Origin of the sequence: Streptomyces sp. NPDC127119, assembly GCF_042677425.1 — a bacterium.
Lineage (GTDB): Bacteria > Actinomycetota > Actinomycetes > Streptomycetales > Streptomycetaceae > Streptomyces.
On sequence record NZ_JBHXTO010000047.1, the window covers coordinates 16,383 to 33,403 of the forward strand.

10 protein-coding genes are annotated in these 17,021 nt (G+C 72.8%); 4 read left to right on the plus strand and 6 right to left on the minus strand.

Annotated elements, in window-relative coordinates:
- Window positions 1–68 precede the first annotated feature (68 nt).
- Window positions 69–983 carry an endonuclease/exonuclease/phosphatase family protein gene (locus tag ACFVH5_RS21145; RefSeq protein WP_385835172.1) on the plus strand — a complete coding sequence of 305 codons (915 nt, stop codon included), beginning with the start codon at window positions 69–71 and terminating at the stop codon, window positions 981–983.
- Here the strand turns inward: ACFVH5_RS21145 and ACFVH5_RS21150 are convergent.
- The gene (locus ACFVH5_RS21150) at window positions 953–2,701 is read right to left on the minus strand and encodes an acyltransferase (protein ID WP_385835173.1); all 1,749 of its coding nucleotides are present in this window, start codon (window positions 2,699–2,701) and stop codon (window positions 953–955) included. The two genes, ACFVH5_RS21145 and ACFVH5_RS21150, sit on opposite strands and share 31 nt — an antisense overlap.
- A gap of 175 nt (window positions 2,702–2,876) precedes the next feature.
- On the opposite strand from ACFVH5_RS21150, the gene ACFVH5_RS21155 reads away from it, so the two are divergent.
- Window positions 2,877–3,521: a DUF6629 family protein gene (locus tag ACFVH5_RS21155; protein ID WP_385835174.1), complete on the plus strand. Its 645-nt coding sequence runs from the start codon at window positions 2,877–2,879 to the stop codon at window positions 3,519–3,521.
- Between the two features lie 601 nt (window positions 3,522–4,122).
- Here the strand turns inward: ACFVH5_RS21155 and ACFVH5_RS21160 are convergent.
- The 5 genes from ACFVH5_RS21160 to ACFVH5_RS21180 all read right to left on the minus strand — a co-directional run bounded on the left by ACFVH5_RS21160 (window position 4,123) and on the right by ACFVH5_RS21180 (window position 13,573).
- On the minus strand, window positions 4,123–6,390 hold the full coding sequence (locus tag ACFVH5_RS21160) for a M4 family metallopeptidase (RefSeq protein ID WP_385835199.1): 2,268 nt from the start codon (window positions 6,388–6,390) through the stop codon (window positions 4,123–4,125).
- 385 nt (window positions 6,391–6,775) lie between these two features.
- The gene (locus tag ACFVH5_RS21165) at window positions 6,776–7,780 is read right to left on the minus strand and encodes a helix-turn-helix domain-containing protein (protein ID WP_385835175.1); all 1,005 of its coding nucleotides are present in this window, start codon (window positions 7,778–7,780) and stop codon (window positions 6,776–6,778) included.
- Window positions 7,781–7,900: 120 nt separating this feature from the next.
- Entirely contained in the window at window positions 7,901–11,725 is a 3,825-nt protein-coding gene (locus ACFVH5_RS21170; protein WP_385835176.1) for a S8 family serine peptidase, read from the minus strand.
- A gap of 145 nt (window positions 11,726–11,870) precedes the next feature.
- Window positions 11,871–12,821, minus strand: coding sequence for a TauD/TfdA dioxygenase family protein (locus tag ACFVH5_RS21175; RefSeq protein WP_385835177.1), 951 nt, complete (start codon window positions 12,819–12,821; stop codon window positions 11,871–11,873).
- Window positions 12,822–12,868: 47 nt separating this feature from the next.
- The gene (locus tag ACFVH5_RS21180) at window positions 12,869–13,573 is read right to left on the minus strand and encodes a TetR/AcrR family transcriptional regulator (protein WP_385835178.1); all 705 of its coding nucleotides are present in this window, start codon (window positions 13,571–13,573) and stop codon (window positions 12,869–12,871) included.
- Between the two features lie 203 nt (window positions 13,574–13,776).
- On the opposite strand from ACFVH5_RS21180, the gene ACFVH5_RS21185 reads away from it, so the two are divergent.
- Together ACFVH5_RS21185 and ACFVH5_RS21190 are read left to right on the plus strand one after the other, a co-directional pair.
- Entirely contained in the window at window positions 13,777–15,303 is a 1,527-nt protein-coding gene (locus ACFVH5_RS21185; protein ID WP_385835179.1) for an APC family permease, read from the plus strand.
- A gap of 30 nt (window positions 15,304–15,333) precedes the next feature.
- On the plus strand, window positions 15,334–16,992 hold the full coding sequence (locus ACFVH5_RS21190) for an amidohydrolase (protein WP_385835180.1): 1,659 nt from the start codon (window positions 15,334–15,336) through the stop codon (window positions 16,990–16,992).
- Window positions 16,993–17,021 lie beyond the last annotated feature (29 nt).

Below are 17,021 nucleotides of genomic sequence, written 5' to 3' on the forward strand. Positions count from 1 at the left end.
AGGACTGTTCAGTCACAACTGCCGCTCGCGCCCGACCGGTTCGGCCGCGGCGAGGGTACGGTCGCGTCATGACGACGCGTCGTACGGGTCCCGGGAGGAGACGCGGCGCGGCCAGGACGATCGTGACGGCCCTCCTGTGCGTACTGGTGGCACTGCCCGCGAGAAGCGGCGCCGCACCGGAGGCGGCGGCCTCCGCACCCGACACCACCCGGGACCTCTACGTCGGCACGTTCAACATCTACGGGAACATCGGTCACCGGGGCGACGCCGGCGACTGGATCAGGGACGAGGCCGACGCCATCCGGGACCTCACCCTCGGTGACACCGACCGGTGGCTGTTCATCGGCCTCCAGGAAGTCTGCAAGACCCAAGGGGAACGCTTCGCACGGGAGTTGGGCCTGCGCAGCGCCTTCGTCGACACCGGTACGCGATGTGCCGACGGCCAGCCGTACGGGAACACCCTCCTGTTCCACTCGGCCGCCAAGGTCCTGCCCCCGGCACTGCTGCCCAACCCGGACGGCAGAGGCGGCGAGCGGGGCATCGTCTGCGCGGTCGTCCGTGCCGCGGGCCGGCCGCACCCGGCGGGGCCACCGGTCACGGCGTGCAGCACGCACCTGACGGTCGGCGGCGCGAAGGACGGGGAACGGCGGGCGCAGACCGAGTTCATCCACGACGAGTGGAAGCCCGACGGCATCCACCGGCTCGGCGCCGCCGGCCCGGTCGTCCTGGCGGGCGACCTGAACGCACCGCCCGACGCGCCGGAACTCGACGTCCTGTACAGCGGCGACGCGAAAGAGGCGAGCGGCCTCCGTGAGACCGGACCCACGTACCTCCGGCCGACCTACGACGACGGCCGCAAGATCGACTACCTGTTCACCTGGGGCCGGGGCGCGTCAGGACGCTGGCACTGCACCGGCACGCGCCGGACGGTCAACTCGGACCACAGCTTCTACTACAGCGTGTTGTCGACGAGGACCGGATGACCCGGCAGCCCCGGCGCGGGTGAGCGGGCGGCCCCGGGGCGGTGCACACCACGCGGCCGGTACCCCAGCCGGTCCGCCACCCCCACCAGGTCGGCCAGCAGCCACACGATGGCCAGCCACATCTCGGTGCCCTGGAGACCCGGCTCCCGGCCGGGTCCCGAACCGCCCTCGCCCGGCGGGCCGAAACCGAAGCCCGTCCCGTCCCGCCACTCTCCCAGCGCGTGCGCCAGCTGCTCCCCGGCCCACGCCTGCGCCTCGGCGGCCCGGTGCCCGCTCTGCCGGCCGGCGAGCCACAGCGGGTGGGCCACGTCCAGCACGTTGCACGCGTTCCGGCGGCCCGCGGCGAACCAGCGCGGATCCCCGCCATGGTCGAGCACCGTGTCCACCACCCGCGCCGGGTACGGCAGTTGGAGTCCGAACTGGGCGAACGAGCCGCGCGTGAGCCGGTAGTGGCCGTTCACGAGCTGCAGCCGGCCCTCGGCCGGCGGGGCCGCCCCGCCCCACATCCCGGTCCACGGATCCACCCGGGTGCCCAGCCAGCCGAACAGCGCCTCCAAGGTGCCGGGTTCGCCCGCCGCGGCGCCGAGCCCGAGGTTGTGGTGCGCGCCGGTCGCCCAGCAGTCGACCCAGGCACCGGCCGTCCACGCCCGCGTCTTCCACGGCAGCGACTCCAGGCGGGCGACCAGTTGGCCCGCCGTCATACACTCCACGGGGCGGACCGGGTGGGCGAAGCGGGAGCCCAGCAGCTCCAGCGCGTACCCCACGGACAGCACGTGGTACTCGGCCGCGCCGTCGTCGATCCAGCCGTCCGCCGCGCGGGCGGGCAGCACACCGGGGCCGCCGTCGTCGGAGAGTTCGGGCACCATTCCCTCGGCCGGGTCCTGCAGCGCGCGCAGCCGCTCCGTGTGCTCGGCGGCGGACAGCTGCGGCGGAGGCGAGCCGAGCAGCAGATCGGCGATCTCCACCGCGTCGCAGTGGGCCCGGACGGTCAGCGGCACGCCCGGCCGGTCGCGGTACCGGCCCGCGTCGGCGTCCCAGGCGCGTGCGAGGAGGCCGGCGGCCTGCGAGCGGGCCCGGTCGGCGAACCGGGCGACCTGGTCCCCGAGGCCGCCACCTCCCTCCGCCGTCCCGCGCCGGGCGGGGCCGGACTCACGCCGGTCGCGCAGCCTGCGGGCCGGATTGCCCGCGGTGACCGACCAGGGCGGCAGATCCTTCGTCACCACCGCTCCCGCGCCCACCACACAGTGGTCGCCGATGGTCACCCCGTCCAGGACGACGACGTTCGACCCGATCCACACGTCGTCGCCGACGGTGATGCCCTTGCTGGTGAGGGGCTGCCGGTGCACGGGGCGGTCGGGCCCGAACCCGTGGTTGAAGCCGAGCAGCGAACTGTGCGCGCCGATCCGCACCCCGTCCCCCAGCGCGATCCGGCCCCGCACGGTCGCGTACGGGTTGACCGTGCAGTCGGAGCCGGTGGTGACCTCGCCCGTGACGTAGGCGTGCCCGGCGATGTACGAGTTCTCGCCGAGCCGCAGGGTGTCGGTGAAGACGCCGGCGACGGGTGAGACGAAGCAGTGCGGGCCGATGCTCGCGCCGCCGTCCGTCAGCCGCTCTTGGTGGGCGGTCTGGGCGTCCCGCTGCGCGGCGGAGGCGCGAGGGTTGAAGTCCCAGGGGCAGTGGTCGAAGTAGGAGTCGTCGAGGGCGCTTTCCGAATCCATCACACCTGATCATAGAGAGCGCTTACCGCCCCGGCAATGTCTCCGGATGCCGGGGAGGGGTCCGAATGGATGCATCAGGCATGGTGTCCGGCGGCGCGGACCGTAGCGTGAGCATGGCCAGCCCGAATCCGGTGAGACGGACCCCACGCATTCGACACGAACCCCTGGTGGCGCGATGTGCTTCAGTGCGACGGCCGATCTCGTGGCGGGCTGCGGCATCGCCGCCGTCGGAGTGGCCTGCGTGGCGCGGACCCGCCGGGCGGCCGATCTGCCGATGGCCGCGCTGCCCCTGATCCTGGGCGGCCATCAGATCGTCGAGTCCCTGGTCTGGCGCTCCGGCGGCGGTTCGGGCCCCGCCACCGTGGCCTGGGCGGCGATCGCCCTGCCACTGCTCGCGGTATGGGTGCCGGTGGCCGTGCTGTGCGTGGCGCCGCCGAACGCGCGGCGGCGGCTGATGATCCCGCTCGTCGCGGGACTCGTCACCGCGGCCGTGCTCTCGTACTGCCTCGCCACGCACGGGGTGAGGGCGGAGATCCGCGGCCACACCGTCGGCTACGCCGTCTCCCTGCCCGCCTCGGAGCTGCTCGTGGCGGGCTATCTGCTGGCCACGATCGGCTCGCTGCTCCTCTCCGGCGACCGGCATCTGCGCGTCCTGGGCGTCCTGGTGACCGTGGGGGCGGCGACCTGCTGGGCGCTGTGGAAGACGGAGTTCGTCTCGACGTGGTGCGCGTTCGCAGCGGTGTGCTCGCTGGTGCTGTACGGGTGGGTGCGCGGACGGTCCGTGACATCTGGGCTTCCCCGGGTGTCCGTGGGCCGATGACGCCGGGTGCGCCCCCGGTGGGGGCCGTCCGCGCAGTTCCCCGCGCCCCCAAAAACGGGGCTGCGCCCCAGCTTTTCCCCCTCAAGGGGCGCGGGGAACGGCGCGAGCAACCCCCACCGGCCTGCGGATTCATGCAGCGGGCGGGGCCCTGTCAGGGGCGCGGGGAATGGCGCGAGGAACCCCCACCGGCCTGCGGATTCATGCAGCGGGCGGGGCCCTGTCAGGGGCGCGGGGAAATGGCGCGAGGAACCCCCACCGGCCTGCGGATTCATGCAGCGGGCCGGGCCCTGTCAGGGGCGCGGGGAATGGCGCGAGCAACCCCCACCGGCCCGCGGATTCATGGAACGGGCCGGGCCCCGTAAGGGGCGCGGGGAACTGCGCGACAAGCCCCCACCGGGGCCGCAGTCGACACTCGGCCCGCTGCTCGCGGCGGACGCGGCGGCCGTCGACGGCGAGGTGACCACCCCGCGTGACGCCGACGCGCGCGCTCGCGCCTCTGGCCGTGCCCCGGGGAGGCGGCTCTCGACCGTGCCCCGGGGCATGAGCGCAACCCATGCCCCGGAACGCGATCACTGGGGCACCGCGTCCCGCGGGGCCGGGCTCAGAACGTGATGCTCCAGCTGTCCAGGTAGCCCGGGTCCACGGTGAAGATGCCCGGCGTGTTGTCCGTGACGCGCAGTCTCCACGTGCCGTAGGCCGGCAGTGCCGACGCGTCGACCGTGAACGTCGCGTGCAGTTCGGAACCGGTGTCCCACACGAAGTCCTTCACCAGCAGTGCCGTGCCGTCCTCACCGATCAGGTGGACGACCTGACCGCCGATGAAGTCGTGCACCAGGTCGACGGTGACCTTGAGGTCGCTGGAGGCGTTGCCCTCGCGGCCGGTGACGACGATCGGCGACTCGACGGTCCGCCAGTTGGGGATGTCGAAGCGGTCGGGGTTGACGAAGTGGTCGCCGCCGGAGGCCAGGACCGTCCAGGTGAAGGACAGGGTGCGGGTCTCCGCGGCGGAGTTCCTGATCGCGACGGCGGCGGGGAAGGAGCCGGCCGCCGTCGGGGTGCCGGAGACGAGCCCGGTGACGGGGTCGATGGACAGGCCGTCCGGCAGGCCGGTGGCGGAGTAGGTCAGCGCGCCGGGCCGGGTGCTCGTCGCGTCGAACGCACGGCTGACCGGCTGGCCCACCGCGGAGTCCCTGGTGGAGGGCGTCGCCGCGGCGATGTGGTTGACGTACCGCGGGCCGACGTTGACGGCGGCCCAGGCGTTCCCGACGGCCTCGTACGCGTCGCTCGTCGTGCCGAACAGGTCGGCCGCCGCCTGGAGCGTGGCGGTGCGGGCCCCCGCGTAGTCGGTGGTGCTGGTCATGTAGCGGGTCAGGGCCCGGTACCAGACGTTGGTGGCGTTGTGCAGGCCCAGGCCCGCGACCGGCAGTCCGTCGTAGGTGGGGCTGTCGTAGGTGAGGCCCTCGACGGTCTTCTCGCCGCTGCCCTCGGCGAGCAGGTAGAAGAAGTGGTTGCCCACGCCGGAGCTGAAGTGCGGGTCGAGCTTGCGGGTCTGCGCGGTCCAGTGGTCCTGCGAGGTGCCCTTCGCGGAGGCGTCCTTGGAGGGCTGGTCCATGTACCGCAGGGGCTTTCCGGTGCCGCGTACGTCGGCCAGCTCGCCGATCCGGTAGTCGGGTACGTCCTCGGCGTTGTCGGCGAAGAACTCCACGGCGGTGCCCATGATGTCGCTGGTGGCCTCGTTGAGGCCGCCCGACTCACCGGAGTAGACGAGGTCCGCGGTCGCGGACGTGACGCCGTGGGTCATCTCGTGGGCGGCGATGTCGAGTTCGGTGAGCGGCCGGGCGTCGTCCAGGCCGTCGCCGTACGTCATGCAGAAGCAGAGGTCGTCCCAGAAGGCGTTGGCGTACCCCTTGCCGTAGTGCACCCGGGAGCGGGCGCCCACGCCGTCGTCGGCTATGCCGTTGCGGCCGAACCGGTCGTGGTAGAAGTCCCAGGTCTTCTGCGCCCCGTAGGCGGCGTCCACGGCGGCCGTCTGCCGGTCGGCGGGTGTCCCGTCGCCCCAGACATCGTTGTCATCGGTCAGTGGTGTGCCGTTGCCGCCCGCGCTGATGTCGTACGTCGTGTGGCCGCCGCGCTGCGGATCGGTGAGCCGGTAGAGGTCGCCGTCGCGCACGGACCCCACCTGCACGGTCCCGCTGTACTGGCTCACCCCTTCACCGGCGTGCACCTGCTCGAAGCTTCCCAGCCGCGCACCGCTCCCGGCGTCGGTCACCACCCGCAGGCTGCTCGGAGTCCCGTCCTCCTGGACGCCGTTGACGACGCTCTCCCAGGCGAGCACGGGTTCGGCGGCGCCCTCGCCCGCCCAGACGACGAGCCGCGGCGCCCCTTCGGCCGCCGCCTCGTCGGTCTTCGCCGACCCGGCAGCCGCCAGCGCCGACTTCTGGGCCTTCGCGGCCGGTACGGAGGCCTTGGTCGTCGGTACCGAGATCGTCGCCGGCGACGATCTGGAGACGCTGCGGGCCGTGCCGCGCTCGTGGACCACCAGGTCGCCGCCGAGGACGGGCAGCCCGGCGAACGTACGCTCGTAGCGGGTGTGCACGGTTCCGTCGGCGTCCTTGACGACGTCCTTCGGTATCAGCTTCTCCCGCTCACCCAGCTTCAGCGAACGGGCCGTGGCCGTACGGGAGTCGGCCGCTGCGGTGAGCAGCTTCCCGCGCTGCGCGGGGGAGAGTCCGAGCGTCTCGGCCCCGGGTCTGGGCTCCGCCTCGATCTGCCGGGGAGCCTTGTCGGCGGGGGCGGCCTCGGGTTCGGTGCTCCAGGCGGGGAGCGCCGAACCGAGAAGCGCGCCCAGCGCGGTGACCGCGATCGCCATCGTGCGTGAGCGCGTGAGGGTGCGACGGCGGAATGGGGCGCGACCAGGGGGCGGGGTTGTCGTCCCGGTCGTACGGAGGCTGTCCGTCACTGCTGCAACTCCTTTTTTCGGGCCGTCACATGACGGCACGTCAGATCAGCGCCGAGGGCAGGGCTCCCCGGCGGGAGAGGGGGGTGAGAGACGACCGTGCGGTCACTGGATCGTTTCAGCGGGAAGGGTGACTGTCACCACTGCGGAGATCATTGTCCGGAATACGGTCGGCTGGCGTCGGCCTTGGGCGTCGCCGCGCGCAGTGGATCACATGGGCCTTTACGTGCCGGCAACACGGCTTTCATCAGCCACTTTGGCCACTTCTCGCCCTACGCGCCGCTCGGGCGGACGTCCGTCACAGCCAGCCCCGGCGTGCGGCCTGCCAGGCCAGTTGCATCCGGGTCGCCGCGCCGGCCAGTTCCATCATGCGCTGGATGTGACGCTGCACCGTGCGGCGGCTCAGGCCCAGTTGGGTGGCCACCGCCTTGTCGGTGACCCCGGCCACCAGCAGGGCGAGCAGCCGCCGGTCGACCGTGGACAGCGGATCGGGAGCGCCGACCCCGTCCGTCCCGGCGACCGTGCCCGAGTCGTCGACGTCCAGCGGAACGGCGTCCTCCCAGTAGCGCTCGAACAGGGCGACGAGAGCGGCGAGGAGATTGCTGTCCCGCACGAGTGCGGCGGTGGGCTCGTCCGGGTTGCCCTGGGGTCCGCCGGGGACCAGCGGGCAGACCGCGATGGCCCGGTCCGCGACCGCGAGCCGCAGCGGCAGATGAGGCACCGCACGGGCGGTCTCCCCGGCGCGCACCCCCGCAACAACGTTGTCAACGGCTCCCGCGTCGTCGAAGAACGCCTTCTCGTACAGCACCCGGTAGCGCACGCCGCGCGCCAGCGCCTCGAACTCCGAACTGTTGCTGCCCGAGGGCATCGCCACGTACTGGGCCTTGCAGAACCACAGCATCTCGTCCTGGGCGCTCGCCTGGATCTGCCGCAGGTGCTGGCGCAGCGCCTCGGCTCCCGTGATGACCTCGATCAGTTCGCCCGCGTCCCGCCGTCGCATCGTGTCGCGGTACACCTGCAGCAGGCTCGTGGCCTCCGCGCGGGCGAGATCGAGCGCGTCGGCGTTCCGCTTCAGCCGGGGTATCAGCGCCACGTCCGGGGGAGTGGCCCTGAAGTGCCGGGGCAGTACGTCGGTGTGGCTCGCCATGCCCTTGACCGCCAGCGCGTCGAGCACCGCCTCGGCCTCCGCCGGGCTCAGTCCGGTGCGCGCGGCGACATCACCCGCCGACGCCTGGCCCGCCGTCACCAGATGCCGGTAGACGGACTCCTCGGCGTCCGACACCCCTGCAGCCTCCAGCGTCATGGCGCCCTCCCCGAGACCGACCGGCTTCACTGATCGGACACCGTACTCCACGGGTGTTACAGGCGGTGAGGGTGAGCGGGGCGGTGTTCGCTCCGCTCACCCCCTGACACGTGCGAGCGGTTATCCGCGGTGCAGGTAGGCGCGCTGCACCGTCTGCCGCACGGAGTCGCCCGCCGCGTCGCGAGCCGTCACTCTCAGTGTCACGTAGGCGTCACCGCGTACCCGCGAGGGCTTCTTGACGGCGGCCTCGAACGTGTTGTGCCCGCGGTCCCTCACCGTCGCCCGGCTCCAGCTCGCGCCGTCGTCGTACGACGCCTCCACCTGGACGCTCACCCCGCGCGGTACGGCGAGCCCGTCCTGGGCGCGGACCGACAGTCCGACCGAGTGCGTACGGCCGGAGCGGACGGCGTTGTACGCGTCGACCGGGACGTCGTAGTCGAGCTGGAGCAGCGGCAGCGCCGTCGCCGCGCCCGTGCTGCCCGAGCGGAACGCCCAGGACGTCTCGGTGCCGGTCCCGTACGCCCACTCGCCGGACACCCGCGAGGTCGTGAGGTCCAGCCGGTAGCCGGCCGTACCGGAGGGGACCTCGAAGTCCGCGTACCCGCCGTCGGCCTCCGCGATCTGCCGGCCGTCGCGGTAGAGCACGGCGGCGGCCGAGTCGCCCTGCGCCGCCTTCGCCCCGCCCGAGGTCCCGATGCCGCCGCCCCCTTCGAGCAGCCGCGACCGGTGACCTGCCTGCGAATCGGTGAACTCCGGTATCCGCAGGCTCAGTACGTCACCCGAGCGCACGGACGGAGCCGTGGTGCCGCGCGGGATCGACGGCCGGACGACGGCCCCCTGCCAGGTGTCGCTCGCCCGCTCGCCCGCCCGGTAGGTGCGCGCGGCGTCCGTCATGCCGACGACCAGCGGGGTGTCCACGTCGAACGTCGTCTCGTGGTGCACGTAGTGCTTCCACTGCGTGTCACCGGAACTCACGTACTCGGTCCGGTCGAAGCCGGTCGGCACATAGCGCGTGTACTGCAGCCAGGCGGTGTCCTGGTACGGCCGCCGTGCGAAGCGCTGCTCGGCTGCCCACCGCGCGCCGCCGTTGTCGGCGTACCTGGCCTTCACCACCGCGCTGTTGCGCTCGGACACGGCGTGCACCACCTTGTCGGGGACGCGCTGCGACGACACCTGCATGACGTCGTACAGGTACGGGCTGCGGGCCGTGCCGGTGAAGTTCACCGTCGTCCGCCCCTTGCCGATCCGCTTCAGGAGGGCGGCTCCCGCCTTCGCGCCGATCCGGACGGTCGGTACGCCCCAGCGGTCGCCCTCCGGATGCCAGCGGGTCCACGCGATGTCGCTGAAGTGGACCAGCACGATGCCGCGCACCCCCGCCGCTGCCGCCTTCTCCGCCAACTCCCGCTCATTGACGTTCTGTTCGTTGGTGAGGACCGCGAGCTTCCCGCGAGCCCCCGCGAAGACCGGCGCGGCGGCGTCACCCGCGGCGACCGCGGTCAGGCGCGCTCCCTTGCCGGAGGTCGCCTTCTCGTCGAAGAGCGGCGAGGAGGGCATGTAGTAGGCGTCCGGCGTCTCCCCGGCGCCCTTGCCGCCCGACACCGCCATGTCGAGGAGCGGTGCGACGAGCTGCCAGCGCGAGGCGAACTCGAAGGTGCCGTCGGTGACCGCGGACGTCGGACTCACGTACAGCCGCTTGCCGAGGTCGAAGTACATCGTGCCCTGGATCAGGCTGTGCCCGTCGATCTTCCGGTACGTCTGGTAGCTGAGGATGCCGCGCTGCTCGGCCGGCCGGGGCGTACGGATGTCGACCAGGGTCGTCCTGCGCTCGTCGAGCGTGACGGACATGTCCTTGGTGACCTTCACCTCGGGCAGGACCACGTGCCGCAGTTCCTGTCCGTCGGCGACCGTGTCCAGGGACGAGTGGTCCAACTGGTAGGTGCCCTCCTCGACGTCGGCGACGGCCGGCTCCGTGCCGCTGCCCGGGTCGGTGTAGCCCACGAAGCCGTCGGTGCCCCAGATCGTCGGCAGCGCCTGGATCTGCCTGCCCTTGAGGTCGACGGTCCTGACGGTGAGCCGGTGGACCGGCCCCTGCACGGCCAGGCTCACCGTGGTGTGCACGGTGGTCTTCCCGTCGGCGGAGGCCGCGGTCACGTACCCGTAGTAGTCGCCCCGTTCGACCCGGGCCGGATCGACCGTCAGCGGAACCTCGGCGGTGGCACCCGCGGGCACGCGCACCGAACCGGAGCCCAGCTTCACCGCCCCTTCCGCCGGCGTACGGCCGCCCGCGGTGGCCAGCCGGACGCCGAGCGCCAGCGTGACAGCGGCACCCGAGGTGTTGGTGTACTTCACCTTCGTAGTACGGGTCTCTCCGCCACCTGTCTGGAACGGACCGAGGGCCACGGTCCCCGTGGCGGTGACGGGACCCAGCGCCGCCGCGGCCACGTCGATGAGCCCGCCGCCCTGCTCGGTGACCTCCTGACCCGCGGCCGTGCGGGCCGTGCTGACCAGCGCGTCCTTCAACTGCGCCGCGCTCCAGCCGGGATGCCGCTGGGCGAGCAGCGCTGCGGCGCCCGCCACGTGCGGGGCCGCCATCGACGTACCGGAGGCCGCCACATGCTGTGCGTCGACCGGGTCGCCCATGGTCGTGCCGGCCGCGCGGGCCGCCACGATACCGACGCCGGGAGCCGTCACATCGGGCTTGACCGCGTCGTCACCGGAGCGCGGGCCGCGGCTGGAGAACGGGGCGAGGGCGCCGGCCCGGTCGACCGCGCCGACGGTGAGCGCCGCGTCCGCGGCGCCCGGCGAACCGATGGTGCTCATGCCCTGCTCACCGCTGTTGCCCGCCGCGACGACGAACAACGTGCCGGTGCGCTCGGTGAGTTCGTTCAGCGCGAGACTCATCGGGTCCGTGCCGTCGCTCGGACTGTCCGAGCCCAGGCTCATGTTGACGACCTTGGCACCCGAGGACGCCGCCCACTCCATGCCGGCGATCACCTGGGACTCGCTGCCGTAGCCGTCGTCGCCGAGCACCTTGCCGACGAGCAGATCGGCGCCCGGCGCGACACCCTTGCCGCCCTTGCCGCCGGCGGAAGCTGCTCCGCTGCCGCCGACGATGGACGCGACATGCGTGCCGTGCCCGAAGGCGTCCCCGGTACCGGAACTCCCGGAGAAGTCCTTGGCCTCGGAGACGCGTCCGGCGAGGTCGGGGTGGGATTGGTCCGCGCCGGTGTCCAGGACGGCGACCTTGACGGACTCGCCCCGCTGACCGGCCTGCCACACGGCGGGCGCGCCGATCTGCGGGACGCTGCGGTCCAGCGTCGCGTTCACCCGGCCGTCGAGCCACACCCGGGGGGCGTCCGCGGCCCGTGCCGTGCTCAGCGTGCCCTCGTCCCGCGCCAGTTGCTTCCAGAACCGGCCGAGGTCGTCCTCGGCGACCCGCACCGACCGCGCCCCGATGCTGTCCAGGCGGCGGACCGGCGACCCGTCCTCGGCGAGCGAGGTCAGCCGCCGGACGGCCGACTCGGCCGCGCCCTCCGCGCCCGCCACGATCAGCGGAAGCGTGTCGCTGTGCGCCTCGTCGTACCGCTGGGCGAGGAGCGCGCCCACGTCGAACAGCCCCCGGTCCAGGCGTCCCGCGGAGACCAGCTCCCCGGCGTCGGACGGCAGGACCGTCAGCCGTCCGTCCTGCTCGTAGGTCCGGAAGAGGATGTGCCGCCGCCCGGGTCCGGGCGTGACCGAGGCGGTCCGCCGTCCCTCGGAGTCGGCGCCCACGGTCACCCGGTCACCGGTGATGAGGCGTACGGTGCCGAGGCTCTTCGGCGCGGGAATGTCGGCCGCCGCCGTCGCCGTGGGCCCCGTACCGCTGCGAGCGGCCACCGGCGCCACCGCGCCGGCAGCCAGGGCGAGTCCTGTCGATATCGCCGCCACCAGGCGAATCCGTCTCATCAGTGCCGTGCCTTCCGTCGTACGCACAGAGAAGTTCATGCGCTGGACAGAATCCGGTGGCACGGAATGTCATGTCACTCGATTCCGGTGGCACAGGTGGGACATGTCGCAACCACGACACCCGGGCGACCGTCCCGAAGGCCCGTCACCAGACCCCCGGTTCGCTCCCCACGACGGACGTCGAGGGCCTGCCGTCCACCCCGACGGGGACCTCCCCCGCGAGCATCACCCGGTGCATGACCCGCGGATGGTCGACCTGTGTGGTGTCGCTCGGGGCCAGGTGGATGGTGGCCCGGTTGTCCCAGAAGGCCACGCTCCCCGGCTCCCAGCGGAACCGCACCGTGTACTCGGGGCGTGTCGCCTGCCCCACCAGCATCTCCAGCAGGGGCGCGCTCTCCATCCGGGAGAGGCCGAGGATCTGCTCCACGTAGTAGCCGTTGACGGACAGCACACGCTCGCCCGTCTCGGGATGCACCCGCACCAGCGGATGCTCGGTGGCGATCTGCCGGTCCAGCAGATGGCGTGCGTACGCGTCCTCGCCGGGCCGGGTCTGATAGCCGACCCCGAGGCGGTGCTCGGCACGCAGTCCGTCGAGGAAGCCGCGCAGCGGGGCCGAGAGACCGGCGTAGGCGGCGGCCAGATTCGACCAGGTGGTGTCGCCGCCGTACGGGGGCACGGTCTCGGCGCGCAGGATCGTCGCCGCCGGCGGATCGACGCGGGCGCCGTGGTCGCAGTGCCAGCCGCGCAGCAGCGAGTGGCGGCGCCTGCGCAGCCACTCGTCGTGCTCCATGCCGTACCGCCCGCCGAGTTCGAGCCGGTCGGCCGTCGTCTCGATCTCCGGGACGTCCGCGGGCGACGCGCTGCCGCGCCTGCGCAGCAGGACCGGTTCGCCGAACCGGCGGGCGAACGCCACGTGCGAGGCGTGGTCCAGGCGCTGCCCGCGGAAGAACACCACCTTCCAGCGCAGCATCGCCGCCCGGATCGCGGCGACCGCCGTGTCGTCCAGGTCCTCCGCCAGATCGACGCCGATGATCTCGGCGCCGATGTGGCCGGCGGCCGGCCGGACCTCGATCCGCGTACCTCTGTCCGTCGTCATACCTGCTCCGTTCCGTACGGACGACCCTGATCGTGCCGGTGACCCTGTCATGTCCGCGGGGGAAGGGCAGCGGCCCGCGCCGCCAGGGAGTCGAGCAGCAGGTCCACCGCCAGTTCGAAAGAGCTCCCGGCCATGGCGTACAACTCGTCCCGTACCTCGCCCAGCGCCGGATAGGACTCCGGGTCGACCGACCGGTAGGCCGACGTCCACGCCTGCTCGTCGGCCTCGCGCCGCTCCCGGGGGAGTGCCTGGCACGCGGCGTCCAGCGCCGCGTGGCCGAGGACCGTGTCGATGAAGGCCAGATAGAGCCGCACGGCGTGGGCGGGCGGGAAACCGGCGGACAGCAGCAGACCCACGCCGGTCTCCACGGCACGGATTTCGTTCTCCCGACGCGTGATGCGGTACGAGGCCATGGCGGCGGCCCGCGGATGGGTGAGGTATCCGTCGCGCACCCGCAGCGCCATCTCGCGCAGCGAGGCCACCCAGTCGGGGCCCGGCACGAACCCGGTCATGGCATCCCCGATGATCCGGTCGGAGACGGCCAGCAGCAGATCGTCGGTGTTGCGGAAATAGCGGTAGAGCGCGCTCGGATCGCAGCCGAGGGCCGCCCCGAGGCGGCGCACGCTCAGCGCCTCCGGACCGTGTTCGCCGATGAGACGCAGCGCGGTCTCGGTGATCAGTTCCTTGGAGAGCAGGACACCTGCCGCGGTGGGGCGGCGCCGCCGGCGTTCCTGTGGGGCGCGGGTGGGCATGACGGGTGATTCCTCTCGCGCCGGGAGACCGCGGTACGGGCGCCACCGCTGCACCTGCCGAGGGAACGCCGCGGCTTCAGTGAACGACCGGCCGCCGCCTTATGTCAACGGCATTGACGCAAAGTGTGCGGACGCTGTTCCATCCATCGCACCCCCACACGGCTCTTCCTCCCCGTCCCTCTCCCTCCCCGTGAGGAGCCCTGATGTCTCTCACTCCAGGCCGGACCACCCCGGGCCACCCGGCCCCGGACCGTCCGCCGACGGAACTGCGCCGCTCCCTCGGCGTCCTCGACGGTGTCGCCATCGCCGCCTCCAGCACCGCGGCCACCACCAGCATCGCCATCGGCATGGGCGCCATCGGCACGATCGTCGGGCTCCAGGCCCCGGCCCTCCTGCTGCTGGCCTTCCTGCCCGTCCTCGGCATCGCCACCGCCTTCGCCCGCCTCAACCGCTCGGAGCCCAACTGCGGCAACGGCTACACCTGGGTCGGCAAGTCGCTGGGCCCCTGGCCCGGCTTCCTGGCCGGCTGGGTGACACTCGTCGGCTCGGTCGTCTTCCTCGGCTACACCAGCGCGGTGACCGGCTCGGTCGTGCTGATCTTCGCCAACAAGGCGGGCCTGGACTCCCTCGCCGGGATCGCCCTCGACCCGACGTCCACCGCCGCGAGCACGGTCGTCGGACTGGTGGTCCTCGCCGGAGTCACCGTCCTCGCGATCACCGGGGTGCGGGCCGCGACCCGGCTCCAGTTCGGCCTGCTGGTCTTCGAGTACGCCGTCCTGCTGGTCTTCTGCACCTGGGCCCTGGTCACCGGCCACCAGGACTTCTCCTGGTCGTGGTTCAACCCCTTCGAGATATCCAGCGGCACGGCCTTCGCCCAGGGCATGGTCCTCGCGGTGTTCTTCTTCTGGGGCTGGGACGCGGCCTTCAGCGTCACCGAGGAGACCCGCAGCCCCGGCGACTCGGCGCGTGGCGGCTTCATCGCCCTGTTCGCCATGCTCGGGCTCTTCGTCTTCGCCTCGGTCGCCTTCCAGCGGGAGATGAGCCTGCCCGAACTCATCGCCAACGGCCCGCAGGCCCTCCCGTACCTCGGCGCCAAGCTCGCCGCCGAACCCTGGGCCGGCCTGCCGCTGCTCGCCCTGATGTTCTCCGCCGTCGCCTCCGTCCAGTCCTCCGTCATCCCCACCGCCCGCGGCCTCCTCGCCATGGGCCGCGACCGCACGATGGGCCCGCTGTGGACCCGCATCCACCCCAAGTACGGCACCCCCGCCGCCGGAACCGTGGTCGTCATGTCGATCGCGACCGCCATCGCCCTGCTCGCCATGGCCATCCCCAAGCTGAGCGACATGCTGCTCGCCGCGGTCAACGCCATCGGCCTGGTCGTCGCCCTCTACTACGGCCTCACCGCGCTCGCCTGTGCCGTCCGCTTCCGCGCCGCCCGCCGCGCCGGCCCGCGGGAGGCCCTGCTCGCCGTCGGCGTCCCGGCCGCCTCCGGGCTGATCCTGCTCGGCCTCGGCGGCTATCTCGCCTACTCCTACCTGACCATGAGCGACCACATCGAACTCAGCCCCGACAACGGCTGGTTCATGCTCTCCCTGCCCGTCACCATCGTGCTGAGCGGCCTCGTCATGGCGGCCGTCGCCAAGTACGTCCGCCGCTCCCCGTACTTCACCACCGGACGCGGCACGGACGCCGATGCCCTCTCCCTTCCGATGGACCACACAGCCGTCTGAGCCCCTTCACCCCACCGGAGCGCTGAACCCATGTCCCACCCCCAGGCCGCCGACCTCGTCCTCACCGGCGGGCCCGTGCACACCGTCGACGCGGCGCGCAGCCGGGCCACCGCCGTGGCCGTGCGCGGCGGACGGATCGTCGCCGTCGGCCACCACGAGGTCCATGCACTGATCGGACCCGGCACCGAGGTCGTCGACCTCGCCGGACGGCTCCTGCTGCCCGGCTTCCAGGACGCCCACGTCCACCCCCTGGGCGCGGGCACCGAACTGGGCCTGTGCCACCTCAACGACACCGTCGACCCGCGGGAGTACCTGCGACGGGTGAAGGCCTACGCCGACGACCACCCCGACGCCGAGTGGATCACCGGCGGCGGCTGGTCCATGGAGGCCTTCCCCGGCGGCACGCCCACCGCGGCGCTGCTCGACTCGGTCGTTCCCGACCGGCCGGTGTTCCTGCCCAACCGAGACCACCACGGTGTGTGGGTCAACTCCCTCGCCCTGCGACGGGCCGGGATCGACGCCCGCACCCCCGACCCGGCCGACGGACGCATCGAGCGGGACGCCGAAGGCAACCCCACCGGCATGCTCCAGGAGGGCGCGGCACACCTCGTGGGCCGCCTGCTGCCCGCCCCCACGCCCGACGAGCAACTCGCCGCGCTGCTCCGGGCCCAGGCCGTGCTGCACTCGTACGGTGTCACGGCCTGGCAGGACGCCATCGTCGGCACGTACGCGAACATGACCGATCCGACGCCCGCCTATCACGCGGCGGCCGACCGCGGTCTGCTCACCGCCCGGGTCGTCGGCGCGCTGTGGTGGGACCGGGCCAGGGGCGCCGAGCAGATTCCCGAACTCGTCGCCCGCCGGGCGGAGTCGAGCCGCGGGCGGTTCCGTGCCACCAGCGTCAAGGTCATGCAGGACGGCATCGCGGAGAACCACACCGCCGCGCTGCTCGGCCCGTACCTGACCCGCTGCGGGTGCGCCTCCGACAACTCCGGCATCAGCTTCGTCGAGCCGGCCGAGCTGAAGAAGTACGTCACCGAACTCGACGCGCTCGACTTCCAGGTGCACTTCCACGCGCTCGGCGACCGGGCCGTACGGGAGGCGCTGGACGCCGTGGAGGCGGCCCGCACGGCCAACGGGTGGCGCGACACCCGCCACCACCTCGCACACCTCCAGGTCGTGCACCCCGAGGACGTACCGCGCTTCCGGGCGCTCGGGGCGAGTGCCAACCTGCAGGCGCTGTGGGCCGCGCACGAACCGCAGATGGACGACCTCACCATCCCGTTCCTCGGTCCCGAACGGGCCGCGTGGCAGTACCCGTTCGGGGACCTCCTGCGGGCCGGGGCGACCCTCGCCGCGGGCAGCGACTGGCCGGTCAGCAGCCCCGACCCCCTCGCCGCGATCCACGTCGCCGTCAACCGGATCGCCCCCGACGCGCCCGCGGGCACCCCGGCCTTCCTCCCCGGCCAGCGGCTCGACCTGGGAGCCGCGCTCGCCGCGTACACCGGGGGCAGCGCCCACGCCAACCACCTCGACGACAGCACCGGCCGTATCGGCGTGGGCGCGCTGGCCGATCTGGTGGTCCTGGACCGCGACCCCTTCGCCGGACCCCCCGAGGAGATCGCCGCCACCCGCGTCCTGCAGACCTTCGTCGACGGCCGCCGGGTGTACGCGGCGGCCGACGCGTGAGCCGGTGCGTGACCGGCGTGCGGCCGGCG